This is a genomic window from Methylobacterium sp. 391_Methyba4 (genome assembly GCF_029691625.1).
Taxonomy (GTDB): Bacteria; Pseudomonadota; Alphaproteobacteria; order Rhizobiales; family Beijerinckiaceae; genus Methylobacterium; species Methylobacterium fujisawaense.
In genome coordinates, this window is sequence record NZ_CP121475.1 from 4,202,953 (window position 1) to 4,227,146 (window position 24,194).

The window sequence follows — 24,194 nt, forward strand, 5'->3', positions numbered from 1 at the left end:
CCGGACTTCTTGACCGCGCGCCGGGGCGTCGCCAATTCTGGCGGGACCGCACGGGCCCCTGCCCGTTCGACGCCGTCCGACGGACGGCGGCTTCCGAAAGGTAACGTTATGGCGACGGTGAAGGTAACCGACGCGAGCTTCGAGCAGGACGTTCTCAAGTCCGCCGAGCCCGTCGTGGTGGATTTCTGGGCGGAGTGGTGCGGCCCGTGCCGTCAGATCGGTCCGGCGCTCGAGGAGATCGCCACCGACCTGCAGGGCAAGGTGAAGATCGCCAAGGTCAATGTCGACGAGAATCCGCAGATCGCCGCCCAGTACGGCATCCGCTCGATCCCGACGCTGCTGCTGTTCAAGAACGGCGAGCGTGTGGACCAGAAGGTCGGCGCGGCCCCGAAGGGCGACCTGTCGCGCTGGATCGGCGCCCAGACCGCCTGAGCCACTCCCAAGACCTAGACGATAAAAAAGAAAGCCCGGCCGCGAGGCCGGGCTTTCTCGGTTTCGAGCCCAAGATTGTTGGTGGATCCCGGGGTCGAGCCCGGGATCCGGTATCAGGTCTTAGTACGAGCCGAACTTGTAGTTCAGGCCGGCGCGGACGACGGCGAAGGCGTTCTCGTTCCGGCTGATGCCGGAGAGCGAGTACACCGGCACGAGGCCGACCGGGGAGATCGCAGCACCAACCAGCGGCGCCTGGGCGCGGCCGTTGTTGTTGTCGAGGTTCACGTACAGACCTTCGACCTTCAGCGTGACGGCCGAGGAGCGGAAGAAGTTCAGGAACGAGTCGGTGGGCAGGGCGTACTCGACACCGCCGCCGACGGTCCAGCCGGTCTTGAAGTCGTTCCGGCGGCCAGCGAAGTTCTGCAGGCCGACGCGAGCGCCGTCATCCGTGCCGGTGGCGTAGGCGAAACCGCCGGTGGCGTACACCAGGGTCCGGTCGAAGGCCCAACCGAGACGACCGCGGACGGTGCCGAAGAAGTCGATGGTGTTGAGCGTGCCGTTGACCGGGATGAAGCCCGGATTGATCGCCACGGCATTGGTGGCGAAGCGAGCGCGACGGCCGAAGTCGAGGTACTGGGCGTCAGCCTCGAAGCCGATCACGGCGCCGGAGCCCGGGGTCAGCTGCCAGTTGTAGCCGATCTGGCCACCGCCCGAGAAACCTTCGCGGCTGTCGTTGCTGTAGATCAGCGACGAGCCGTTCGGCAGCAGGGCCTGGTAGGGAACGAGACCGCCCGGGACGAGAGCGACCGGGTTGCCGGGCGTCTGCACGAAGCCGCGGGTCGAGTTGCTGCTGGCGTCGAACGCGTAGCCGGCGTTGATACCGAAGTAGGCACCGGTCCAGGTGAACACCGGAACGGGCGTGAACACCGGCGGCGGCGCAGCGCGGCGCGGCAGGTCGGCGGCCGAAGCGGCAGCGGTGAGTGCGGTGAAAGCCGCGAGAGACGTGAGAAGCTTCTTCATTACTGTGATCCCCAGCATAAGCCCGATCGCCGATGAAATTATGCGATCGAGCCCCGGGAGGATGTAGCTTAGCTGCCACAGCGGGAGGAAAGCGTGGCCGTGGACGGGTTTCCGTCCGCGCGATTGCGGCGATTCGACGGATTTTCGAATGCAAAATCCGGACTTCACAGATGTCCGGCGTTCCCGCCACTTGATACGGCGGCCGCGCGCAGGTCGGCCGCACTGGAGACGACTCAGACCGGCGGCGTGTCGTTGGCGGCGAGAACCATGCCGGCCAAGTAGAGGGATCCGCAGATCAGGATTCGCGGGGGGCGCTCGAAGGCGATGTCCCGCACCAGGGCGAGGGCTGCCTCGATGCTCGGCGCCGCGTAGGTGGAGAGACCCACCTCCTCGCCGATCCGCGCGACCTCTTCGGCCGGGCGCGCGGCCATGGTCCCAGTGATCGGGACGGCCACGAGGGCGCGGGCGAGTCCGACGAAATTGCGCAGGAACCCGTCGGCGTCCTTCGTGCCGAGGAGGCCGACCACGAGGACGAGCGGCACGTCGCTCTTCTCGCCGAGATCCGCCATGGCGGCCGCGAGGATCCGGCCGCCGTCGATGTTGTGGCCGCCATCGAGCCACAGCTCGGTGCCGGGATCGAGCTGGGCGGCCAGACGGCCGCGGCCGAGACGCTGCAGACGCCCCGGCCAATCGACTTCGGTGAGGCCCCGCTCCAGGGCCGCCGTGCCGATATCGCCGAATCCGGCGGCGCGCAGCGCGGTGATCGCCGTGCCGGCATTGACCAGCTGGTGGCGCCCGGCGAGGCGCGGCCGCGGCAGATCGAACAGGTCGGTCTCGTCCTGATAGACGAGGCGGCCGCGCTCCTCGTGCACGGAGAAGTCCTGGTTGCCGACGAACACCGGCCCGGCGCCGACGGCTTCCGCACGCCGGCAGAGGACGGCATCGGCCTCGGCGTAATCCTGGGCGGCGATCACCGCCGGGCAGCCGCGCTTGAAGATCCCGGCCTTCTCGGTCGCGACCGATTCGACCGTGTCGCCGAGATACTCGGCGTGGTCGCGGCCGATCGGCGTGACCACCGCGCAGGCCGGCCGGTCGATCACGTTGGTGGCGTCGAGCCGGCCGCCGAGGCCGACCTCCAGGAGCAGCACGTCGGCCGGGCTCTCGGAGAACAGCAGGAAGGCCGCGGCCGTGGTGATCTCGAACATCGTGATCGGCTCGCCGGCATTGGCCGTCTCGCAGCGGGCGAACGCGTCGGCGAGACGATCCTCGTCCACGAAGTGGCCGCCGCCGATCCCGCCGATGCGTATCCGTTCGTGGAAACGGACGAGGTGCGGCGAGGTGTAGACATGCGCAGCCAGCCCGCCGGCTTCCAGGATCGACCGCATGAACGCGATGGTCGAGCCCTTGCCGTTGGTCCCGGCGACGTGGATCACCGGCGGCAGGCGATGCTCGGGATGGTTGAGCCGCGCGAGCAGCCGCTCGATCCGGCCCAGGGACAGGTCGATGGTGCGGGGGTGGAGCGCCAGGAAACGCGCCATCAGGGCATCGGACGAGGCCATCGCCGGGTCAGGCCGCCTCGGAGGGTGCCGCCGGCGCGGCGGCCTGGGGCGCTTGGGTCAGGAGGCTGCAGAGACGCGTGATCGTCTCCTTGAGCTGGTGCCGGTGGACCACCTGATCGACCATGCCGTGCTCGCGCAGGTACTCCGCCCGCTGGAAGCCGTCCGGCAGCTTCTCCCGGATGGTCTGCTCGATCACCCGGGGTCCCGCGAAGCAGATCAGGGCGCCCGGCTCGGCGAGGTGGACGTCGCCCAGCATGGCGTAGGAGGCGGTGACGCCGCCGGTGGTCGGGTTCGTCAGCACCACGATGTAGGGGAGCCGCGCCGCGTTGAGCCGGCGCACCGCCACCGTGGTCCGCGGCATCTGCATCAGGGACAGGATTCCCTCCTGCATCCGCGCACCGCCCGACGCCGCGAACAGCACGTAGGGCGTGCGCTTCTCCAGCGCCGTCTCGGCGCCGCGCACGAAGGCCTCGCCCGCCGCCATGCCGAGGGAGCCCGCCATGAAGCCGAATTCCTGCGCCGCGAGCGTCATCGGCAGGCCGCCGACCCGGCCGAACCCGATCTTGAACGCATCCTGCAGGCCGGTCTTGGCCCGGGCTTCCTTGAGCCGGTCAACGTAACGCTTCTCGTCGCGGAACTTCAGCGGGTCCGTGGCGACCTCCGGCAGCGCCACGTCGATCCAGGTGCCCTCGTCGAACATCATCTTCAGGCGCGCCTGGGCGCCCATCTTCAGGTGATGCTCGGAGCCGGGAATGACCCAGTGGTTGGCCTCCACCTCCTTGTGGAACACCATCTGCCCCGTATCTGGGCACTTGACCCAGAGGTTCTCGGGCGTCTCGCGCTTGAACAGGGTCTTGATCCGGGGGCGCACCACCTCCGAGATCCAGTTCATCGGTTCGACCATCGACTTGCGTCCGTCCGCTTCAAGCCCGCGCAGATATCAGGTGCGGCGCACGCCGCCGCCAGGGGTCCCCGATCCGGCCGTCAGGTGGCCCGTCCGACGCCCGCCGCCCGCACGCCCGCGGCGAGTTCCCGCACCAGCTCCGTCACCGCCACAACGGTTCCGGCTTGAGGCCGGCCCTCGCCGTCGAGGGAGCGCACCAGGGCGTCCACGAGGGCGGAGCCGACCACGACGCCGTCCGCGCCCTTGGCGATCGCCGTCGCATGGGCGCCGGTCCTGACGCCGAAGCCGACGACCACGGGCAGCTCGGTGTGGCGGCGGATGCGGGCGACCGCCTCGGAGACCTTGCCGAAATCCGGCGTCGCCGTGCCGGTGATGCCGGTGATGGACACGTAGTAGACGAAGCCCGCCGTGTTCGCGAGGACCGCCGGCAGGCGCCGCTCGTCGGTGGTGGGCGTGGCGAGCCGGATGAAGGCGAGGCCCTTGCCGAGGGCCGGCAGGCACAGCTCGGAATCTTCCTCGGGCGGGAGATCGACGACGATGAGCCCGTCGACGCCGGCCGCCACCGCGTCGTCGAGGAAGCGGTCGACGCCGTAGGTGTGGATCGGGTTGTAGTAGCCCATCAGCACGATCGGCGTGGTGTCGTTGCCCGCGCGGAAGCGGCGCACGAGGTCGAGGGTGCCCGCGAGCGTCTGGCCCGCCTTCAGGGCCCGCAGGCCGGCGGCCTGGATCGCAGGGCCGTCCGCCATCGGGTCGGTGAACGGCAGGCCGAATTCCAGGATGTCGGCGCCGGCACCCGGGAGCGCCGACAGCACCTCCAGCGAGGTCTCGGGATCGGGATCGCCCGACATCACGTAGGTGACGAGGACGGACCGGTTCTCCGCGCGGGCGCGGGCAAAGGTGGCGTCGATGCGGCTCGGCATGGTCGGATGATATTCGCGGTTGCAGGGCCGCCGACGGCCCGGGGTTGCACCCGCGCTACACCAAAGGCATCGGCCCGTGAAGCGGGCCGGGCTCCCGCGACAGCGCGCCGCTCGCGCGCCGAGTCGGCCCCGGAGGCTCGCCAGCCCGCGTGACGCGGCCATGCGCGCGGGTCGGTTGCCGGGGCGGCGGCGGCGGCCTAGCGGTCCCCCATGCCCGAGACATTTTTCCCGACCCGTCCCCTGGCCGCGCTCCTGTTCGACATGGACGGGACGATCATCAGCTCGATTGCGTCGGCGGAGCGGATCTGGTCGCGCTGGGCCGAGGCGCACGGCCTCAACGTGGCCGCCTTCCTGCCGACGATCCACGGGGTGCGCTCGGTGGAGACGATCCGGCGGCTGAACCTGCCCGGCGTCGATCCCGAAGCCGAGGCCGCCGCGATCACCGAGGCCGAGATGGAGGATGTCGGCGACATCATCGCGATCCCGGGCGCGCGGTCGTTCCTGGAGGCGCTGCCGCGCGAGCGCTGGGCGATCGTCACATCGGCGCCCAGGCGGCTCGCCGAGCGCCGGCTCGCGGCGGCCGGCATGCCGGTCCCCGACCTCCTGGTCGCCGCCGAGGACGTGGCGCAGGGCAAGCCCGCGCCGGATTGCTTTCTGCTGGGGGCCGAACGCCTCGGTGCCGCGGCGTCGGAGTGCCTCGTCTTCGAGGACGCCCCGGCCGGCATCCGGGCGGCCGAAGCCGCGGGCGCAGGCATCGTGGTGGTCACCGCGACCCATCACGAGCCGGTGACGACCGGCCATCCCGCGATCGCGGACTACACCCAGCTACGCGTCGCGGCAGACCGGAGCGGGATCCGGGTGACACGGGCCGGCTGAGGATCCCCGACCAGGCCCGCATCCGCTGGCGGCCGGGGCAGCCCCATCGTATCGCCGACCGAATTGTGCGGTCCGCGGCAGCACGCAGCCGGGCAGAAGGACGAAGGTCATGGCCACGATCAACAGGCGTCACGTGCTCGGGGCGGTCGCCGTGGGCGGTGCCGGGACCCTCGGTCAGGCCGCTGCAGGGGAGGCGCAGCCGGGCACGCTGTTCGCGCTGCCACAGGTCACCATTCCGATCCTGGGCGAGGCGCAGGTCTTCCCGGTCCGGCGGATCTACTGCATCGGCCGCAACTACGCGGCCCATGCCCGCGAGATGGGCTCCGACCCGTCCCGCGAGCCGCCATTCTTCTTCCAGAAGCCCGCAGACGCCGTGCAGGTGGTCGCGAACGGCCTGGCCGACCATCCCTATCCGTCGCTGACGCAGAACTATCACCACGAGATCGAGCTGGTCGCCGTGCTGAAATCGGGCGGCCGGGACATCCCTGTCGGACAGGCGCTCGATCACGTCTACGGCTACGCCACCGGCCTCGACATGACCCGCCGGGATCTCCAGCGCGGCATGGGCAACCAGAAGAAGCCCTGGGAGATCGGCAAGAGCTTCGACCACTCCGCGCCGATCACGCCGATCCTGCCCGTCGCACGGGTCGGGCATCCGGGGCGCGGGCGCATCCGGCTTTCCGTCAACGGCACGCTCCGGCAGGACGCGGACCTGTCGGATATGATCTGGTCGGTGGCCGAGCAGATCGCCGAACTGTCGAAGGCCTTCGAGCTCAAGGCCGGCGACATCGTCTATTCCGGCACGCCCGAGAATGTCGGGCCGGTGGTGCGGGGAGACATGCTCGCGGGCTCGATCGAGGGCCTGCCGGACCTGTCGATCCGCATCGTGTGACCCGATCCCGCGCGGATCGGGCCGCGGCGCGGGCCCGGACTTTCTCTGCCGGCGGCGCGGCACTATCGGTTGATGCGACCGCGGGGGCAGGAGCAGCGAGCCTATGACCAAGCCCAACGGCGTGCCGCGCAACCTTTTCGAGACCGCCGAGGGACGCCGTCTCGTGGAGGCCCGCTCCGATCCGGCCTGGCGCCGCTGGGGACCGTATCTCAGCGACCGGCAATGGGGCACCGTGCGGGAGGATTACAGCCCGGGCGGCGACGCCTGGGACTACCTGCCCCACGACCACGCCCGATCCCGCGCCTACCGCTGGGGCGAGGACGGGATCGGCGGCTTCGGCGACCGGCATCTGAACTGGTGCCTGTCCCTCGCCCTGTGGAACGGGCGGGACCCGATCCTCAAGGAACGCCTGTTCGGCCTGACCAATCAGGAAGGCAACCACGGCGAGGACGTCAAGGAACTCTACTATTACCTCGACGGTATCCCGACCCACGCCTTCATGCGGATGCTGTACAAGTACCCGCAGGCGGCCTTTCCGTATGAGCGGCTGGTCGAGGAGAATGCGCGGCGCGGTCTCGACGACCCGGAATACGAGCTCCTCGACACCGGCCTGTTCGACGCCGGCCGCTATTTCGACGTCGCGATCGCCTACGCCAAGGCGTCGCCGGACGACATCCTGATGCGGGTCACCGCCACCAATCGCGGTCCGGACCCCGCCGACCTGACGCTCCTGCCTCAGCTCTGGGCCCGCAACACATGGTCCTGGAAGCAGGGCGTCCAGAAGCCGGAGCTGATGGCCGGTTCGGATGGCTCGGTCTGGGCGCGCCATCCCGAGATGCCGGGCCTGCGCTTCTTCGCCGAGGGCGCGGGCGAGTTGCTGTTCACCGAGAACGAGACGAACACGCATCGGCTGTTCGGCACCGGTTCGGCCGAGGGCTTCTACAAGGACGGGATCGACCGATGCGTCGCGGGCGGAAACCGGGCCGCCGCCAACGCCCTGTCGGGCACCAAGTGCGCCGTCCGCTACGATCTCCATCTCGGCCCCGGGGAGACGCGGATCCTGCGCCTGCGCCTGCGCCCCGAGACCGCGCCGGGCGAGCCCTTCGCGGATTTCGACGCCGTCTTCGCCGACCGGGAGGCGGAGGCCGACGACTTCTACGGGGCGCTTCAGGCGCCGATCGCCGATCCCGAGATGCGGCTCGTGCAACGGCAGGCCCTCGCCGGCATGCTCTGGTCGAAGCAGCTCTACCACTACGACGTGCGCGAATGGCTCACCGGCGACCCGGCGCAGCCCGCACCGGCGCCGGAGCGGCGGCACGGCCGCAACAGCGACTGGGCCCATCTGCGGGCCAACGACATCATCTCGATGCCGGATGCCTGGGAGTATCCGTGGTTCGCCTCCTGGGATCTGGCCCTCCAGGCGATCGTGTTCGGGCTGATCGATCCCGATTTCGCGAAGAACCAGCTCCTGCTCCTGGTCGACGAGGCCTACACCCATCCGAACGCCGCGCTGCCGGCTTACGAATGGGGCTTCGGAGACGCCAATCCGCCGGTCCACGCGCTGGCCGCCTGGCGGGTCTTCGAGCTGGACCGGGCGCTGACCGGCACGCCGGACCACGCTTTCCTGAAGCGGATCTTCAACAAGCTCACCCTGAACTTCACGTGGTGGGTGAACCGCAAGGATTCCGACGACCGCAACCTGTTCCAGGGCGGCTTCCTCGGCCTCGACAACATCGGCATCTTCGACCGGTCGAAGCCGGTGGGCGACGGCGCCTCGCTGACCCAGTCCGACGCGACGGCCTGGATGGCGACCTACGCTCTCAACCTGATGCGGATCGCCATCGAGCTGGCCCTCGAGGACCCGACCTACGAGGACATGGCCGAGAAGTTCTTCGAGCACTTCCTCCTCATCGCGGCTGCCACCGGCGCCGGTGTCTGGGACGAGCCGGACGGCTTCTTCTACGACGTGATCGAGACCCGTGACGGACAGCGCCTCCCGATCCGGGCCCGGACCATGGTCGGTCTGATCCCGATCTTCGCGGTGGCGGTCATCAATGCCTGCGATCTGGAGCGGCTTCCATCGCTGCGCGACCGGATGCTGTTCTTCCTGAAGAACCGCCCGGACCTTGCGACCCTGGTCTCGCGCTGGAACGAACCCGGCGAGGGCCAGACCGCGCTGCTGTCGCTGCTGCGCGGGCACCGGCTGAAGGCATTGCTGCAGCGCGCCCTCGATCCGAACGAGTTCCTCTCGAAGCACGGGTTGCGGGCCGTCTCCCGCGTCTATGCGGACGCGCCGTTCTGCTTCGCCTGGAACGGCAGCGACCTGGGCCTCGCCTACGAGCCGGCGGAGTCGCGCTCGCGCCTGTTCGGCGGCAACTCGAACTGGCGGGGCCCGGTCTGGATGCCGGTCAATTACCTGCTGATCGCCGGGTTGAACCGCTTCCACGACTATTACGGCCCGGATTTCCGGGTCGAGGCACCGACCGGTTCCGGACGGACCTATTCGCTGCGCGAGATCGCCGCCCACCTGTCACGGCGTCTGATCGGACTCTCGACCCGCGGCCCGGACGGGCGACGGCCCGTCTACGGGGACAGCCGGATCGAACAGGAGGATCCGCATTTCCGCGATCTGGTCCTGTTCTACGAATATTACCACGGCGACACGGGTCGCGGGGTCGGCGCCGCGCACCAGACCGGATGGTCGGGGCTCGTGGCCCTGCTGATCCAGGAGGTGGCGACCGCGGGCGCCGAGGTCCCGGCCCCGGACTGGACGTGACGGTCGCCCCTCGCCGGCACCGGCGAGGGATCGCGCCGGCTATTCCGCGGCCTGCTGCATCCGCAGGCGCTGCCCCTGCCCGATCTGGCGGGAGATCGTCGAGCGGCGAGCGCTGTAGACCGCCGAGACCAGCGGGTAATCGACCGGCAGGCCCCACTTGGCCCTGTAGGCCTCGGGCGTGAGGCCGCGCATCGTCAGATGCCGCCGCAGGGCCTTGTAGGGCTTGCCGTCCTCGAAGCTGATGAGCGTGTCCGGCCGGATCGAGGCGCGGATCTGTGCTTCGGTCGGGCGCTTCACCTGCGGCTCGACCGGCTGGTCCAGGGCGGTGATGGAGCGGTGAACCTCGGAGAGCAGGTCGGGGAGCGTTCCCGCCGGGACGCTGTTGCGCGTGACGTAGGCGCTCAGGATCTTTGCGGCGAGTTCGACGCTCGGCGATGTCGTCGGCATGGTCATCACCTCGGTTCGACGTTGTTCGGTTGTGTTCGGTTGTAGCTCTCGTGGCTTCCGTCGGATGCTTCGCCGCCGACGGCCGGATCTATGTTCGTGAGACGGTTTCGGCCCCGGCCGGAGGCGGTGAGTGACCCATTATGCGCCAGATCACCGTCACCACAACCGAGACGCGCATTGATGACGCCGATATTTCTACTTAGGATTGAGATTTAGGGTCAATGACGAATCAACGGACGCGTCGTGGTTCCGATTGAAGTGCGGTATTGAAGACTCACCTGCCCGTCGGGGCGCGATGGAGAGCCCGAAAACATGGAGGTCCTGGTCGTCGGAGCCGGCGTCGTCGGTCTCGCCATCGGGCGGGCGCTCGCGCTGCGCGGACACGCCATCGTGGTGGCGGAAGCCGAGGAGGCCTTCGGAACCGGCGTGTCGGCCCGAAGCTCAGAGGTGATCCATGCGGGCATGTACTATCCAAGCGGCTCGGAACGCGCGCATCACTGCGTCGCGGGCTCGCATCGACTATACAACTTTTGCGCGAGTCATGGTGTCCCGCATCGCGCCTGCGGCAAGCTGATCGTCGCGTCCGACGATGCCGAGGCCGAGACCATCGCGGCGATCCGCCGGCAGGGCGAGGCCAACGGCGTGGCGGGCCTGGAGCTGCTCGACGGCGATGCGGCCCGGCGCCTGGAGCCCAATCTCACCTGCACGGTGGCGCTGCATTCGCCGCGCACCGGCATCGTGGACAGCCATGCGCTGATGCTCGCCCTGCTCGGCGAGATCGAGGACCACGGCGGCGCCCTCGCCCTGCGCACCCCGGTGGAGGGCCTGACGCAGCGGGACGGGCAGTGGCAGGCCGCGTTCGGCGGTGCCGAGCCGGGGACGATGGCCTTCGACGCGGTCGTCAATGCCGCGAGCTTCGGCGCCCCGGCCCTGGCCGCCCGCACGGAGGGCTACCCGGCCGAGCGCGTCCCGAGGCTGCGCCTCGCCCGCGGCAACTATTTCGGCTGCACCGGCAAGCCGGCCTTCTCGCGGCTGATCTACCCGGCGCCGCGGATCGACGGCGGCCTCGGCATCCACCTGACCCTCGACCTCGCCGGACGCACCCGCTTCGGGCCCGACGTGGAATGGGTGGACGGGTTCGATTACCGGGTCGATCCCCGGCGCGCCGAGGCCTTCTACGGCGCGATCCGGCGGTACTGGCCCGGTCTGCCGGACGGGGCGCTGTATCCGGACTATGCGGGCCTGCGCCCCAAGCTGACGGGGCCGGGCGAGGCGGCGGCCGACTTCCGGATCGACGGCCCGGCGGAGCACGGATTGCCCGGGATCGTGCACCTGTTCGGGATCGAGAGCCCGGGGCTGACCTCCAGCCTCTCGCTCGCCGAGGCGGTGGCCGACCGTCTGGACGCCTGAGGCCTCAGAACAGCAGGTGCAGCGCCAGGGGGGCGAGGATCGCCGTCACGAAGGCGTTGAGCCCCATGGCGATGCCCGCGAAGGTCCCGGCCACCTCGCTGACCTGGAAGGCGCGCGCCGTTCCGATGCCGTGGGCCGCGAGCCCGGCCGCGAAGCCGCGGGCGCGCATGTCGCGGATGCGCAGGAGGTTCATCATCGGCGTGACCAGGATCGCCCCGATGATGCCGGTGAGGATCACCAGGATGGCCGTGAGCGTCGGATCGCCGCCCAGCGCTTCCGCGATACCCATCGCCACCCCCGACGTCACGGATTTCGGGGCCAGCGAGACGAGGACCGGCTGCGGGATGTCGAGGAGCCGCGCGAGGGCGATGACCACGGCGAGCGTGGTGGCCGAGCCGGCGGCGAGGGCCGCGAGCATCGGCGCGAGGGCGCGCAGGACCGTGGCACGCCGCTCGTAGAGGGGCATGGCCAGAACCACGGTGGCGGGTCCGAGCAGGAAGTGGACGAATTGCGCGCCCTCGAAATAGGTCCCGTAGGGCGTGTCCGTGATGGCCAGGACCGCACCGACCAGGGCCACGGTGATGAGCACGGGGTTGGCGATCGGGTGCCGGCCCGTGGCCGCGGCGATCCGGTCCGCCAGGACGTAGGCGGTCAGCGTCACCGTCAGCCACAGGAGCGGCGTCTTGGCGAGATAGACCCAGAGCGAGAAATCGCCGCCCATGCGTCAGGGCTCTCCGTCGGGTCGACGCCGTTCGACCCGGGCGGCCACGGCACGGAAGACCAGGACGGTCACCAGCAGCGACAGCGCCGTCGAGACGATCAGCACGAGGGCGAGCTTGGCACCCTGGGCCCGGAGCAGGTCGAGGCGGCCGACGACGCCGACCCCCGCCGGAACGAACAGGAGCGACAGGTTCATCAGCAGGCCGCGCGCCGTCGTTTCGAGCGTCCCATCGGTGAGCGGCTTCGGCAGGAAGCGCGACAGGCCGAGCCCCGCGCTGTCGCGCAGCAGCAGGAACGCGAACATCAAGCCCATGCCGATCACCGGCCCCGGCACCGGCACGCCCGCGCCGCGCGCCAGGACCTCGCCCAGCAGATGGGCGAGCAGGATCAGCGCCAGACTGGCGATCATGGCGGGACGCGAGGGCTAGGCGGCCGCGACACCCTGCTGACCGCTCCGCCGGGCGGCCGAGATGGCGGCCTCGTCGAAGCCGAGCAGGCGGCCGAGGCGCTCGACCAGGGCCTCCTCGAACTCGTCAACGTTGCCGTCCGCCGCAGCGACCGACCACGCCATGGTCAGCAGCTCTTCGCGCTCGGCCCGGTCGGCCTCGTGGGGGATCATCTCCACGAGGCTCGCCACGTCGCGCACCTCCGAGTCCATGGCGGCGGCCCGCTCGATCAGGGCCCGTGCCGCATCCGGCCCGTCGGCGTAATGACCCTGGACGAGGCGCGACAGACGCTCGCTCTCGGCCGGCGCCAGAATGCCGTCGACGCGGGCGACGTGGACGAGGAGCGCCGTGGCCGCGAGATGCGTCTCGTCCACGGTCTCGGGGTTGCCGACGCCGAGAGCCTCGGCCGCGTAGGCGCGCAGGCGTGCGATCAGGGACATGGCGGCTCCGGGGGGATCGTGCAGCGCAACAGTTCGGTCCCCGGCGTCGCTCCGTCAAGCACGGCGCCGCACGTGGCGCCCGACCGTGGCGAAGTTGCATCGCCAGCGCGGCCCTCAACGGCGCGCCACGGCCTCGGCCCCCGTCACCAGCGGCGCGAGAATCGACTCGGCGGCCCGGACCACGGCCGGACCGGCCTCCGCCGGTGTGCCGGCCCGGAACGGCGGTGCCGGAGCGTATTCGGCGACGAGCTGCGCGGTGCGGGCGTAGTCGGCCCCGCGCAGGCGGGCGGCGAGCGCCAGCCCGAGGTCGAGCCCCGCCGAGACCCCGGCCGCGGTGACGCGGTTGCGGTCGAACACGACGCGCTCCGCCACCGGTTCGGCGCCGAGGAGCGGCAGCACAGCGTCGCGCACGCTCCAGTGCGACGTCGCGCGGTAGCCCCGCAGGAGGCCGGCCGCCCCCAGGATCAGCGATCCGGTGCAGACGCTGACGACCCAGCCGGCCCGGGCGGCGCGGTCGCGCAGGAAGGCGAGGAGCGCCGCATGGCCCATCTGGGCGGGCGTGCCGTCGCCTCCGGGCACGAACAGGACGTCGAGATCCGCCGGGCAGGTCGCGAAGCTGTGGGTCGCCACCAGGGCGAGGCCGGTATCGCTCGTGACGGGACCGGTCTCCGCACCGACGAGGTGGAGGCTGCCCGGAGCGAGGCCGGCCAGGAAGGTCTGCGGGCCCACGAGATCGAGGGCGGTCAGGCCCGGATAGAGCAGCATGGCGATCCGGACGGGGCGGTCCAGCGGGATCGGCTCCGGCGAAATCGGGTCCGGCGCGTCTGCAGAGCCGGCGGCCTGCGCCGGACGGAGCGGCCAGACCAGGGCGGCGGCGAGTGCCGCGGCGACGAGATCCCGGCGGCGAGCCTCCGGCGCGGTCACGGGCGCGCCGGGCCGGTCACAGGGACCAGGCCGCGTCGCGGTAGGCGCTGTCCCAGAACTGCCATTCCAGCCGGGTGGCCTGCGTGAAGGCCTGATGCATCCGCGCGCGCTCGGCCGCCGACGCGTCCCGCGCGGCCCGATCCGTGGCGGCGATCATGGCCGCCACCGCCTCGGCAAAGTCAGCCCCCGCATAGGTGTCGATCCAGGCGCGGTACGGGTTGCCGGGCGCGGCGCGGGCGAAGATGTCGTCGCCCACCGCCTTGTAGATCCAGAAGCAGGGCAGCAGCGCGGCACAGACCACCGCGAAGGGCTCGGCATAGGCGGTGGCGAGCAGGTAGCAGACGTAATGATCGCAGGCCGGCGTCAGGGGCGTGGCCGCGAAGGTCTCCGGGCCGATGCCGTAGTCGCGGAAGAAGCCGCCATGGAGCGCGCGCTCGACGACGATCGCTTCCTGCGCGGCCCGGGAGAACTGCACGATCGCGTCGGGATCCGGCGCCTTCGCGGCGGCGAGGCTCAGCGCCCGGCCGAAGCCGATCAGGTAGTGCGCGTCCTGCACGATGTAGTGCCGGAACCGACCCTGCGGCAGCGTGCCGGCGGCGAGCTCGGCATTGAACGGCATCGACCGGATGGTCTCGTAGGCGGCGGCGTTGCGCGCCCAGGCCTCCTGCGAGAACGAGACCGGCGCGCCCGCCTCGGCCAGTCCGAGAGACGCCACGCCCTAGCCCTGCCGCTGCGCGTGGGTGACGGCGACGTGGATCAGCTCGGCGAGGGTGCGCACGCCGAGCTTCTGGCGCATCTGCGAGCAGGCATTCGTCACGGTCTTGTAGCTCACCGACAGGTCGGCCGCGATGGCGCCGTAGGAGCGGCCCTGGGCGAGGCGCGCCAGGATCTGCTGCTCGCGGGGGGTCAGCTGCGATTCCGGTGCGCGGCGGGCGTCGGCGCGCAGCATCGCCACCTCGGTGGCCAGCCGCCGGTCGAGGTAGACCTCGCCGATACGCACCTTGGCGAAGGCCTCGAACAGTTCGGCGGAGGCGTGATCCTTGAGGACGTAGCCGAGGGCCCCCGCCTCGAGGGCGCGGGCGACGATCACCGGGTCGTTGTGCATGCTGAAGACGAGGATGCGCGTCTCGGGCGCCACCGCCCGGATGCGCCGGATCAGGCCGAGGCCAGCCATGCCGCTGCCCTGGAAGGTCAGGTCGCAGATCACCACCGGCGGACGGAGCCGGTGGAAGATCCGGTAGCCGCCGACGACGGTGGTCGCCTCCGCGATGGTCTCCACGCCGGAATCCTCCAGGACGCGTCGACAGCCCTGCAGGACGATGGGGTGATCATCGATGACGAGAACCGGCAGGCGCGTGGCGGCGGCGTCGATCTGGGATGCGATGGCGTTCATGCGCTCGGCGCGGTGCTGGTCTCGTCGCCCCGGTCAGGCGGAACGGGGATCATGATCCGGACGATCGCCCCGGGGCCGGCATTGTCAAGGGCGAAGGTGCCGCCGAGGGCCTCCACGCGCTCGCGCATCCCCGACAGACCGAGCCCGGTGCCGTGTTCCGGGGGGATTCCGGTGCCGTTGTCGCGGATGGTGAGGTCGAGCCGGCCCTCGGCCTCGGTCGCCTCGGCCTCCACCCGGGTCGCGGCGCCGTGCCGCACGGCGTTGGTGGCGCTCTCCTGCACGCAGCGGAACACCGTGAGGTCCACGAGGTCGCCGTAGCCCTTGGCCAGACCGTCGAACCGGCCCACGAAGCTGAGGCCGGGGTGGCGCTGCCCGAAGCCGCGCAGGAGCAGGTCCAGGCAAGTCGCGAGCGGCGCCTGCCCGAGTCCGTGCGGCCGCAGGCGGTTCAGAAGCTCCCGGTTGACCGTCTGGACCTGGCCGACGATGGCGCTGATTTCGGCCGCCCGGGCGGCGAGCTTCTCGCGGCTGGGCTCGGCGGAGCCGGAGGCGATACGGCCGATCGAGGCGGCGTTGGCCTCCAGGGCGAACAGGCAGGGGCCGAACTCGTCGTGCAGCTCCAGGGCTGTCCGGCGGCGCTCGTCGTCCTGGGCGGTCAGAAGCTGGCGGTTGAGGCGGCCGTTGGCGGCCCGGACCTCGCCCAGGGCCTCGGCGACCTTGTTGAACCGCTCGGCGATCACCGCCAGCTCCCGGGCACCGGGCGGCTCCAGGCGGGCCGTGTAGTCGTGATGCTCCAGCTGGGTCAGGCCGGCGCCGAGCCGCCGCAGCGGCGCGAGGATCCGGCCCAGGGCGATGTAGAGGGCGATCAGCATCGCGGCGTTGATCGCCAGGGTGGTCAGCGAGAGCGCACGGGCATAGCCCCAGATCTCGTCGATCTCGTCCATCGGCTGCGTGGTGATCTGCGCCGTCCCGAGGCGACGCCCGTCGACGACGATCGGCAGGGCGTGGCGCTCGATCGGCGGCATGATCAGGTCGGCGAACCAGTGGGGTGCCTCCCGGTCCGCGCGGGTCGGCGGCAACGGCCGGCCGATCTGGTCGCCATCCGCATCGAGCACCGCGACCCGGACATGCCGCAGGACCTTGAAGCGGAGGTCGAGCGTCTGGAGCAGCGTGTCGGGGGAGGCCGTGTCGGACAGGCGGATCGTGTCGGCCACCAGCGACTCGACGGTGGCGAGGGAGGCGCGGGTCTCGACGCGCACCGCCGACCGGGCGTTCAGCACGATGACCGCGCAGGAGATCAAAGCCGCGAAGGCATCGATGAGCAGCACCACCGCGACGAGCCGCGCGCGCGTCGACCAGCCGGACCAGGGCCAAAGGCCGGCGCGGGGTCTGATCGGCGCGGCGGGTACCGCGGTTCTCGGGGTCAGGGTCGGGCTCGTATCCACACCGTGACGCATAGCGACCGTGCCGGCGAAGTCCATGCCGCGCCCCGCGGCCGACCGGGCCATGGCCGCGCGGACCCCGACGCGCGCATCGGCACGGGCGGTCCGAATACCGATTCTTAAGCGGCGGCGCGTTATGTTGTGGATAGCCGGATCACGACTGGCTGGGCTGGCAATTCGGGCCGACATCATTGCGCCGTATTGCAGCTTCTCTATCGCCAACAGAGTCGAACCAGCTTCGAATCCTCGAAGAGTGGCGGCCGGTCATGGGGAGCCCGGTCGCGCGCGGCGTGTATCGAGTCAGAGACCCCGGACCATGATCGATCTCAACCTCGACCCGTCCGAGACCCGGCCCGACCGGAGGCCGTCGGCCAAGCCCGGGCCGTCGCTGAACCTCAAGGTCGTGCTGTTCGGCGTAGCCGGCGCGGGCGCGCTGGTGGGCTTCGGCGTTGCCGCCTCGACGGTGATGGCCGGCCTCGCGGCGCCGACGCCGGTGCGGATCGTCGCGTCCAAGCAGGCCGCCGATTGGCCAGAGCTGAAGGACGGGCTGCCCGTGATCAAGGGCTCCGTCCAGGCAGCGCCGGCGGCGGCGGTGCCCGCCAAGCCCGAGGCGCCGGCCCTGCGGATGGTCGCGCTGCCCGAGGCCTTCTCGCCCATCGTGACGCCCGCGAAGGCCCCCGCCGCCCCGCCCTCGGCCGCCTCACAGCCCGCCAAGGTCGCCGCGGCACCGGTCCCGCCGACGCAGCGCATCCCGGTCCCGACCCCCGTTATGCCGGTGGCGGCCACGCGGGAGGTCGCGCCGCTGGCGTCGACCCGCACGGCATCGCTCCAGACGCCCCGCGCGTCCGAGACGGTCCGGGCCCGCGAACTCGTTGAACCGGCCGTGCCGAATCCGGCTCCCGCGACCGAGCGGACCGAGCGCCCGGCGCCGGTCGAGCGCGCCGAGAAGGTCGAGCGCGCCCAGAAGATCGAGCGCCCCGAGAAGCCCGCCTCGAAGGCGGTGGCGACCCGCAAGGCGCCTGCGCCGGCGCGGGCGGCCGAGAAGGCCACCGGCACTGCGCCCGCGACCGTGGCTCAGGCAGAACCCGCCGAGGCGGAGGACACCGAGGTGCTCGGGATCAAGCTCCCGTCCCTCGCACCGGCCGGTCGGAAGCTGAAGGAAAGCGTCGACGCTCTCGGCAACGCCGTGAAGAACGTGTTCTGACCCGAGGCTCCGGCCCCGCGCATGGGGGCCGGACAAGTCTTCCGATCCGGCGCTCAGGCCCGTCCGGAATGGCGCCCGGCCTTATCGCTCTTCGGCCCGGTGCGATCCACCTTGCGCTGGTGCTTCCCGGCGCGCGGGCTCGCAAAACCCTTCGGACCACCCGGTCGGTCCCTGCGCTCATCCGGCCCCGCATCGCCCACCAGCGCCTCGACCTGGATATCCGGCGAGCCGTTCCGGGCGAACGCTTCGGCAAAGCGTGCCGCCGCGTTGCCCCGCACCTCGAACTTGGTCTCGCGGTCGAAGATCCGGATCGCACCGATCTCCTGGCGCCCGATGCCGCCCCGCCGGGTCAGCATCGGCAGCAGACGGCGCGGGTCGGCGTTGTCGCGGCGGCCGAGGTTGAGGCGGAACCAGACGGCCGGCCCCATGGCGGCGATCCGCTCCGGATCCATCGGGTCGTAGGGCGGCCGCTCGCCCCGGGGAGCGCGGCCCTCTCCGGGATCGCTGACCTCTTCGGGAGCCGGCAGGCGGGTGCGGTAGACGCGGGCCAGCAGGGCAGCCAGTTCCTCCGGGCTCTTGCCGGCGAGCAGCGTCTCGGCGAGCGCGACATCCTCCTCGGCGGGCGGCTCGGCGAAGAGCGGATCCGAGAGCATGCGCTCGCCGTCGAGGCGCCGGATCTCGTCGGCCGAGGGCGGCCCCGACCATTCGGGGCTCACCTTGGCAATGGCGAACATCTGCTCGGCGCGGCGTCGCCGGGAATTGGGGATGAGCAGCACCGAGGTGCCTTTGCGGCCGGCGCGACCGGTACGGCCGCTGCGGTGCTGGAGCACCTCGGCATCGTGCGGCAGGTCCGCGTGGATGACGAGGCTCAGGGACGGCAGGTCGATGCCGCGGGCGGCCACGTCGGTGGCGACGCAGACCCGGGCGCGGCCGTCGCGCAGGGCCTGGAGCGCGGCATTGCGCTCGCCCTGGCCAAGTTCGCCCGACAGCGCCACCACGGAGAAACCCCGCTCGGTCAGGCTGGCCTGGAGATGGCGGACGGCGTTGCGGGTGTTGCAGAAGACGATCGCGGTCGCGGCATCGGCCTCGCGCAGGAGGTTGAGCACGACGTGCTCGGTCTCCCGCGGCATGATCCGCACCGCCCGGTAGGCGATGTCGGCATGTCCCTTGGTTTCGCCCTTGATCGCCAGACGGAGCGCGCCGTGCTGGTAGCGCTCGGCCAGCGTCTCGATCGCCTTCGGCAGGGTCGCGGAGAACAGGTAGGTGGCCCGCTCCGGCGGCGTCGCCGAGAGGATGAACTCGATATCCTCCCGGAAGCCGAGATCGAGCATCTCGTCGGCCTCGTCGAGGACCACGGCCCGCAGGGCCGTCGGGTCGAGGTTGCGGCGCTCGAGGTGATCGCGCAGGCGCCCCGGCGTGCCCACCACGATGTGGGTGCCCTCCGCCAGCATCCGGCTTTCCCGGCGCGGGTCCATACCGCCGACGCAGGCCGCGACGCGGCCGCCGGCGGGTCCGTACAGCCAGGACAGCTCGCGCTGCACCTGCAGGGCGAGTTCCCGGGTCGGGGCGATCACGAGGGCCAGGGGCGCCGCCGGAGGTGGCAGCTGGTCGGCCTCCCCAATTAGGATACTGGCCATGGCGAGGCCGTAGGCCACGGTCTTGCCGGAGCCGGTCTGGGCCGAGACGAGGAGGTCGCGGGAGCCGGCGGCGGCCTCAAGCACGGCGGCCTGGACCGGGGTCGGATCGGCATAGCCGCGGTCGCTCAGGGCCCGCGCGAGGGGGGCGGGCAGGGTCGGGAAAGGCAAGCTTCGGAAACTCTCAACGGCCGTGCCGCGCCCGGCAGCGCGCCATCGCGCGGCGGGGGAATCAGGCGCCGGACTTTATTCGGGTGTCGAGACGGTAACGCGTCGCGAGCCGCCTGACCACTCCCGCCGCAGCATGGGGCGGTTGCAGGCGCTCAATCCGGGACGCGCCGGTTGCGGGGTGCTCGAACCTTCCACCGGACGACTTGCCGTGGACCGCGTCCTTGCGAGCGGTGCGAAGCCGTGACGAGGCCGGGACGAAGGGCCGACTCTGGTGCGGCGACCTGCTAAGGCACGGTCAAGTTTCGCCTGTCGCAGCCGCGACGCGCCCCGACCGGAGTACACGTTCATCATGATGGCAGCCCTGCGGGTGGCGGTAGCCTGGGCGACGGTTCTGGCCTTCGCGTGGTTCGGCAAGGACTGGCTCGGAGACCTGTCGCGGCCGCTCTTCGCCGGCGGCCTGTTCGCGTGGCTGCTCGCGGTGATCGTCTGGGCGGCCTTCGGGGTGGTGCACGAGGCCGAGGAGCTGGCCCACCGTCTGGGCGAGCCCCTGGGCACCCTGGTGCTGACCCTCTCGATCGTCATCATCGAGGTGGCGCTGATCTCCGCCGTGATGCTGTCGGCCAAGGACGCGCCGACGCTGGGGCGCGATACGATGTTCGCGGTCCTGATGATCGTGCTGAACGGCGTGGTCGGGCTGGGCCTCCTGGTCGGCGGCCTGCGCCATCACCAGCAGCGCTACAACCTTCAGGGCGCCTCGGCCTTCCTGTCGGTGATCATCCCGCTCACCACCATCGCGCTGATCATCCCGAACTTCACCAGCTCCACCAGCGACGGCACCCTGACGATCCTGCAGGCGGTGACGTTCTCGGTGTTCACCCTCGCGCTCTACGGCGTGTTTCTGCTGATCCAGACCGGCCGTCACAGCGACTTCTTCATCGATGCGGAAGCCCGCGAGAGCGCCGAGGCGCCCCACGGCGCCGACTCGATCTCGGGGGGCGGCATCGCCAAGCATATCGGGCTGCTGCTCGCCAACGTCCTGCCGATCGTGATCCTCGCCAAGAGCCTCGCGGTGATCCTCGACCACGGCATCGCGGCCCTCGGCGCGCCCTCGGCGCTGGGCGGCGTGCTGATCGCCGCCATCGTCTTCACCCCGGAGGGGATCTCGGCGTTGAAGGCGGTGGCCCGCAACGAACTCCAGCGGGCGATCAATCTGTGCCTCGGCGCGGCCACCTCGACGGTGGGCCTCACCGTGCCGGCGATCCTGACCATCGGGCTGCTCACCGGCCAGACCGTGGTGCTTGGCCTCAAGCCCACCGAGATGACCCTCCTCGCCGTCACGCTGATCCTCAGCGCGCAGACCTTCTCGGGTTCGCGCACCACCGTGCTGGAGGGCGCGGTGCATCTCGTGCTGTTCTTCGTCTACCTCGTGCTGATCTTCAGCCCGTGATCCTCGCGGGGATCGGGTTCGTCACCGACGGCCTTTCCTCTACGCACTCCGTGACGGGCTCCGTCAGGTCCTGAAGACGGGGACCCGATCGACTCCGCCTTCGCCCGCCATGCCGGCGCGGGCCCCCGGCGCTCAGGCGCCGAAGCGCTCGGTGCGGATCAGGCCCGGCGCGACGCCCCCCGCCAGGATCAGGTCCGAGGCTGCGGCCACGAACCGGTTGGAGCCGCAGAGGAAGACCTTCCCGGGCGCCCCGATCCGCGCGAGGGCATCGGCGACGAGGGGCGCGTCGATCCGCTTGCCGCCGGGCTCGCGCGTCGTCGCAAGATGCAGGGAGAAGTTGGGATCGGCTTCCGCGAGCCGCTCCAGCTCGGCCACCGCGATGGCCTCCGCCCGGGTGCGGGCCGAATAGATCAGCGCCGCCGGGATCTGCCGCCAGCCCTGCGCCCGCCGCCGCAGCATCGCCAGGAGCGGCACCACGCCCGACCCGCCGCCGCCCAGGAGCAGCGGCCCGCCATCGGGGCCGTCCCAGGAGAACGAGCCGCCGATCGGCCCGCGCAGCTCGACCCGGTCGCCGACTTCGGCCAAGTGCGAGAACCAGCCCGAGACTTCGCCGTCCGGCAGGGCCTCGATCATCAGCTCCAGTGTGCCGCTGCCGTCCTGGGCCGAGGCGATGGAGTAGCTGCGCTGCGCCTGGTAGCCGTCCTCGGCGGTGAGGCGGACATCGACGTGCTGCCCGGCCCGGTAAGCCTCGGCGAGGCTGCAGCGCAGACGGACGCTCCTCACGTGCGGCGTGACCGGCGAGAGCGCGGTGATCTCCGCCTCGTGCCAGCGGAAGACGACGGGCTCGATCACCGACTCAATCACCGATGTAGCGCTGCTCACGCCAAGGATCCCCGTACATGTGGTAGCCGCGCAGCTCCCAGAAGCCGGCCGTGTCCACCTGGGTGAAGCGCAGGCCCTTCACCCATTTGGCACTCTTCCAGAAGTAGAGGTGCGGCACGAAAAGCCGCGCCGGGCCGCCGTGATCGGGATGGATCGGCTGGCCCTCGTAGCGCGTCGCCACCAGGGCGCGACCGCCCACGAGGTCGGCCACCGGCACGTTCGTGGTGTAGTCGTCGTGGGATTCCGCGAGCAGGAAGTTCGTCGGCGCCTCGATCCCGGCATCCGCCAGCAGGTCGTCGAAGCTGACGCCTTCCCAGGTCGTGTCGAACTTCGACCACTTGGTGACGCAGTGGATGTCGCCCTTCCAGGTGGTGCGAGGCAGCGCCTCGAATTCCGCCCAGCTCCACGCCTTGATCGGCCGCGACCCCGCGCGCAGCGTGAACGTCCAGGTGGCCAGGTCAACGGTCGGGTTGGGGCCGATCTGGAGGATCGGGAAATCCTCGGTGAGATACTGACCCGGCGGCAGGCGCGCGCCCGTTTCCGGCGGCTGCCTGCGTCCGACGAAGCCCCGTGTCACCATGCCGGTCGCCGCCCCTCTCGCTCTCCCCCCGGGTTTGGTGCGGCGGAGCACCTCGCGTCAAGCCGGCATGTGCGGCCGAACAAACGCCCCAAAGCTCGGGTGTGCTAGCAGGACTGTGCCGATCGATCGGCGCGAATCGCCTGCTTTCAGGGGGATGTCATGAAGTACCTTCTCGCGACGAGCCTGGTCGTCGGGAGCCTCGCCACCCTCGCACCGGCCGCCCAGGCCCGCGACGGGATCGGTGCCGGCGGCGCGGCCGCCCTCGGCGTGCTCGGCGGCCTGGCGGTCGGCGGCGCCATCGCGTCGGCCAACAACGGCTACTATCCGGGCCGCCCGGTCTACCGCGCCCCGCCGCCGGTCTACGTCGAGGAGGATTACGGCCCGGTCTGCCACTTCGAGCGCCGCCGGACCATCGATCCCTACGGCGACGTCTACATCCGCCGCGTCCGCGTCTGCGAATAAGCGGCTTCCGGAGTCGCCTCCGCGGCGAGCGCCGGTTTCAGGCGCTCGGCGCAGGCGATCCCGGCCAACACCAGGGCCAGGGCGAGCGCTTGCGTCGCCCCGAACGGCTCGCCGACCAGCAGGACGGCGAAGATCGCGCCGAAGATCGGCACGAGGTTGACGAACAGGCCGGCGCGGTTCGGGCCGATCTGCTCGACGCCGCGCATGAAGAAGAGCTGCGCCAGAAGCGACGGCCCGAGGCCGACGAAGGCGACCATGATCCAGCCCGCGCGGTTGGGCCAGACGGCGTGCCCCGTCGCCCACTCGACGGCCAGGGGCGGCAGGGATGTGACGAACGCCGCGATGGCCATCGCGGCGAAGAACACGAGCGCCGGCACCTTCGGGCGCGTCGGCAGGACGACCGTGTAGCCCGCGTAGAGCAGGCAGGCCGCGAAGACGAGCACGTCGCCGCGGTTGAAGGCGAGGTTCGTCAGCACCGACCAATCGCCATGGGTGGCGGCGAGTCCCGCGCCGATCAGCGTCAGAACGACGCCGAGCACCTGCCCAGGCGTGACCGGCACCCGGTAGGCGAGCCGGTTCAGGACGATCACCAGGACCGGGATCGACCCCTGGAACAGGGCGAGGTTGATCGCGCCGGTATGAACGCCGGCCGCATAGAACAGACAGTTGAAGGCCGTGTAGCCCAGGCCGCCCATCAGCAGGATGCGCAGCCAGTGGGGCCGAAGCTCCGGCCAAGCGGCCAGGAGCCGGGTGCCGGCCAAGGGCATGAGGACCAGGCAGGCGACCGCCCAGCGAAGCGTCGTGATGACCTGGGGCGAGACGTGGCCGGGCGCCCAGCGGCTGGTGACGGCGTTGCCGGCCCAGAGGAGCGCCGTGACGGTCAGCAGCAGGTAGGCGGACGCGGCCGGGGAAGCCCGGCTCGCGCCCCGGATCCTCACCGGCGGCGGAACTGGCCGCCCCGCACGGGCGGACGGGGGCCGGACGAGCGCTCATCCTTGTGGCGGAACACGAGGCGCCCCTTCTCGAGGTCGTAGGGCGACATCTCGACCGTGACCCGGTCGCCGGCCAGCGTCTTGATGCGGTTCTTCTTCATCTTGCCGGCCGTGTAGGCCACGATCTCGTGGCCCTGGTCGAGCTGCACGCGGTAGCGTGCGTCCGGCAGGATCTCGATCACGAGACCGTCGAACTGCATCAATTCTTCTTTCGCCATGCACCT

Annotated in this window: 25 protein-coding genes; 8 read left to right on the plus strand and 17 right to left on the minus strand. The window is 70.9% G+C overall.

Annotated features, from left to right (window positions below; genetic code table 11):
• Positions 1-108 precede the first annotated feature (108 nt).
• The gene (gene trxA / locus P9K36_RS19745) at positions 109-432 is read left to right on the plus strand and encodes a thioredoxin (protein ID WP_010682902.1); all 324 of its coding nucleotides are present in this window, start codon (positions 109-111) and stop codon (positions 430-432) included.
• 120 nt (positions 433-552) lie between these two features.
• Here trxA and P9K36_RS19750 read toward each other — a convergent pair whose 3' ends face one another.
• The 4 genes from P9K36_RS19750 to trpA form a co-directional block, all read right to left on the minus strand.
• The gene (locus P9K36_RS19750; protein WP_043346698.1) at positions 553-1,452 is read right to left on the minus strand and encodes an outer membrane beta-barrel protein; all 900 of its coding nucleotides are present in this window, start codon (positions 1,450-1,452) and stop codon (positions 553-555) included.
• Between the two features lie 233 nt (positions 1,453-1,685).
• A complete protein-coding gene (locus P9K36_RS19755; protein ID WP_278305828.1) occupies positions 1,686-3,011 on the minus strand; it encodes a folylpolyglutamate synthase/dihydrofolate synthase family protein in 1,326 nt (441 codons plus the stop codon).
• A gap of 7 nt (positions 3,012-3,018) precedes the next feature.
• Positions 3,019-3,915 carry an acetyl-CoA carboxylase, carboxyltransferase subunit beta gene (gene accD / locus P9K36_RS19760; protein ID WP_043346702.1) on the minus strand — a complete coding sequence of 299 codons (897 nt, stop codon included), beginning with the start codon at positions 3,913-3,915 and terminating at the stop codon, positions 3,019-3,021.
• An 80-nt stretch (positions 3,916-3,995) separates the two neighbouring features.
• Positions 3,996-4,835: a tryptophan synthase subunit alpha gene (gene trpA, locus P9K36_RS19765; RefSeq protein ID WP_278305829.1), complete on the minus strand. Its 840-nt coding sequence runs from the start codon at positions 4,833-4,835 to the stop codon at positions 3,996-3,998.
• 210 nt (positions 4,836-5,045) lie between these two features.
• Here trpA and P9K36_RS19770 point away from each other — a divergent pair, with 210 nt between their 5' ends.
• The 3 genes from P9K36_RS19770 (at position 5,046) to P9K36_RS19780 (ending at position 9,379) form a co-directional block, all read left to right on the plus strand.
• Entirely contained in the window at positions 5,046-5,711 is a 666-nt protein-coding gene (locus P9K36_RS19770) for an HAD-IA family hydrolase (RefSeq protein ID WP_278305830.1), read from the plus strand.
• Positions 5,712-5,820: 109 nt separating this feature from the next.
• Complete coding sequence (locus P9K36_RS19775) at positions 5,821-6,603, plus strand: fumarylacetoacetate hydrolase family protein (RefSeq protein WP_278305831.1); 783 nt, start codon at positions 5,821-5,823, stop codon at positions 6,601-6,603.
• Positions 6,604-6,706: 103 nt separating this feature from the next.
• Positions 6,707-9,379, plus strand: coding sequence for a glucosidase (locus P9K36_RS19780; protein WP_278305832.1), 2,673 nt, complete (start codon positions 6,707-6,709; stop codon positions 9,377-9,379).
• Positions 9,380-9,418: 39 nt separating this feature from the next.
• On the opposite strand, the gene P9K36_RS19785 is transcribed toward P9K36_RS19780, so the two are convergent.
• Entirely contained in the window at positions 9,419-9,826 is a 408-nt protein-coding gene (locus P9K36_RS19785; protein ID WP_043346732.1) for a MucR family transcriptional regulator, read from the minus strand.
• 312 nt (positions 9,827-10,138) lie between these two features.
• On the opposite strand from P9K36_RS19785, the gene P9K36_RS19790 reads away from it, so the two are divergent.
• Positions 10,139-11,236 (plus strand): NAD(P)/FAD-dependent oxidoreductase, encoded by a 1,098-nt coding sequence (locus P9K36_RS19790; protein ID WP_043346712.1) that lies wholly within the window; start codon positions 10,139-10,141, stop codon positions 11,234-11,236.
• A gap of 4 nt (positions 11,237-11,240) precedes the next feature.
• On the opposite strand, the gene P9K36_RS19795 is transcribed toward P9K36_RS19790, so the two are convergent.
• The 7 genes from P9K36_RS19795 to P9K36_RS19825 form a co-directional block, all read right to left on the minus strand.
• Complete coding sequence (locus P9K36_RS19795) at positions 11,241-11,957, minus strand: LrgB family protein (RefSeq protein ID WP_278305833.1); 717 nt, start codon at positions 11,955-11,957, stop codon at positions 11,241-11,243.
• Positions 11,958-11,960: 3 nt separating this feature from the next.
• A complete protein-coding gene (locus tag P9K36_RS19800) occupies positions 11,961-12,365 on the minus strand; it encodes a CidA/LrgA family protein (protein ID WP_278305834.1) in 405 nt (134 codons plus the stop codon).
• 15 nt (positions 12,366-12,380) lie between these two features.
• Complete coding sequence (locus P9K36_RS19805) at positions 12,381-12,842, minus strand: TerB family tellurite resistance protein (protein ID WP_043346719.1); 462 nt, start codon at positions 12,840-12,842, stop codon at positions 12,381-12,383.
• Between the two features lie 114 nt (positions 12,843-12,956).
• The gene (locus tag P9K36_RS19810; protein WP_278305835.1) at positions 12,957-13,766 is read right to left on the minus strand and encodes a DJ-1/PfpI family protein; all 810 of its coding nucleotides are present in this window, start codon (positions 13,764-13,766) and stop codon (positions 12,957-12,959) included.
• 16 nt (positions 13,767-13,782) lie between these two features.
• Positions 13,783-14,481, minus strand: a complete 699-nt coding sequence (locus tag P9K36_RS19815) for a TenA family protein (protein ID WP_170861868.1) — start codon at positions 14,479-14,481, stop codon at positions 13,783-13,785.
• Positions 14,482-14,484: 3 nt separating this feature from the next.
• Positions 14,485-15,159, minus strand: a complete 675-nt coding sequence (locus P9K36_RS19820; protein WP_043346723.1) for a response regulator transcription factor — start codon at positions 15,157-15,159, stop codon at positions 14,485-14,487.
• A complete protein-coding gene (locus P9K36_RS19825; RefSeq protein ID WP_278307311.1) occupies positions 15,156-16,637 on the minus strand; it encodes an ATP-binding protein in 1,482 nt (493 codons plus the stop codon). The genes P9K36_RS19820 and P9K36_RS19825 overlap by 4 nt, the downstream gene beginning before the upstream one ends.
• Before the next feature lie 277 nt (positions 16,638-16,914).
• Here P9K36_RS19825 and P9K36_RS19830 point away from each other — a divergent pair, with 277 nt between their 5' ends.
• A complete protein-coding gene (locus tag P9K36_RS19830; protein WP_043382878.1) occupies positions 16,915-17,802 on the plus strand; it encodes a hypothetical protein in 888 nt (295 codons plus the stop codon).
• Between the two features lie 53 nt (positions 17,803-17,855).
• Here the strand turns inward: P9K36_RS19830 and P9K36_RS19835 are convergent, their stop codons facing one another.
• Complete coding sequence (locus P9K36_RS19835) at positions 17,856-19,607, minus strand: DEAD/DEAH box helicase (RefSeq protein ID WP_043382876.1); 1,752 nt, start codon at positions 19,605-19,607, stop codon at positions 17,856-17,858.
• 349 nt (positions 19,608-19,956) lie between these two features.
• Between P9K36_RS19835 and P9K36_RS19840 the strand changes: the two genes are divergently transcribed.
• Positions 19,957-21,054: a calcium:proton antiporter gene (locus P9K36_RS19840; protein ID WP_043346728.1), complete on the plus strand. Its 1,098-nt coding sequence runs from the start codon at positions 19,957-19,959 to the stop codon at positions 21,052-21,054.
• A gap of 132 nt (positions 21,055-21,186) precedes the next feature.
• Here P9K36_RS19840 and P9K36_RS19845 read toward each other — a convergent pair whose 3' ends face one another.
• Both P9K36_RS19845 and P9K36_RS19850 read right to left on the minus strand, forming a co-directional pair.
• Positions 21,187-21,936 carry an FAD-binding oxidoreductase gene (locus P9K36_RS19845; protein ID WP_278305836.1) on the minus strand — a complete coding sequence of 250 codons (750 nt, stop codon included), beginning with the start codon at positions 21,934-21,936 and terminating at the stop codon, positions 21,187-21,189.
• Entirely contained in the window at positions 21,911-22,516 is a 606-nt protein-coding gene (locus P9K36_RS19850) for a sulfite oxidase-like oxidoreductase (RefSeq protein WP_043758763.1), read from the minus strand. Before P9K36_RS19850 ends, P9K36_RS19845 begins: the two co-directional genes overlap by 26 nt.
• Before the next feature lie 159 nt (positions 22,517-22,675).
• On the opposite strand from P9K36_RS19850, the gene P9K36_RS19855 reads away from it, so the two are divergent.
• The gene (locus P9K36_RS19855; RefSeq protein WP_043382873.1) at positions 22,676-22,978 is read left to right on the plus strand and encodes a hypothetical protein; all 303 of its coding nucleotides are present in this window, start codon (positions 22,676-22,678) and stop codon (positions 22,976-22,978) included.
• Here P9K36_RS19855 and P9K36_RS19860 read toward each other — a convergent pair.
• Positions 22,948-23,916 carry a DMT family transporter gene (locus tag P9K36_RS19860; RefSeq protein WP_052083654.1) on the minus strand — a complete coding sequence of 323 codons (969 nt, stop codon included), beginning with the start codon at positions 23,914-23,916 and terminating at the stop codon, positions 22,948-22,950. The genes P9K36_RS19855 and P9K36_RS19860 overlap by 31 nt on opposite strands.
• Complete coding sequence (gene infA / locus P9K36_RS19865; RefSeq protein ID WP_012320343.1) at positions 23,913-24,188, minus strand: translation initiation factor IF-1; 276 nt, start codon at positions 24,186-24,188, stop codon at positions 23,913-23,915. The genes P9K36_RS19860 and infA overlap by 4 nt, the downstream gene beginning before the upstream one ends.
• Positions 24,189-24,194 lie beyond the last annotated feature (6 nt).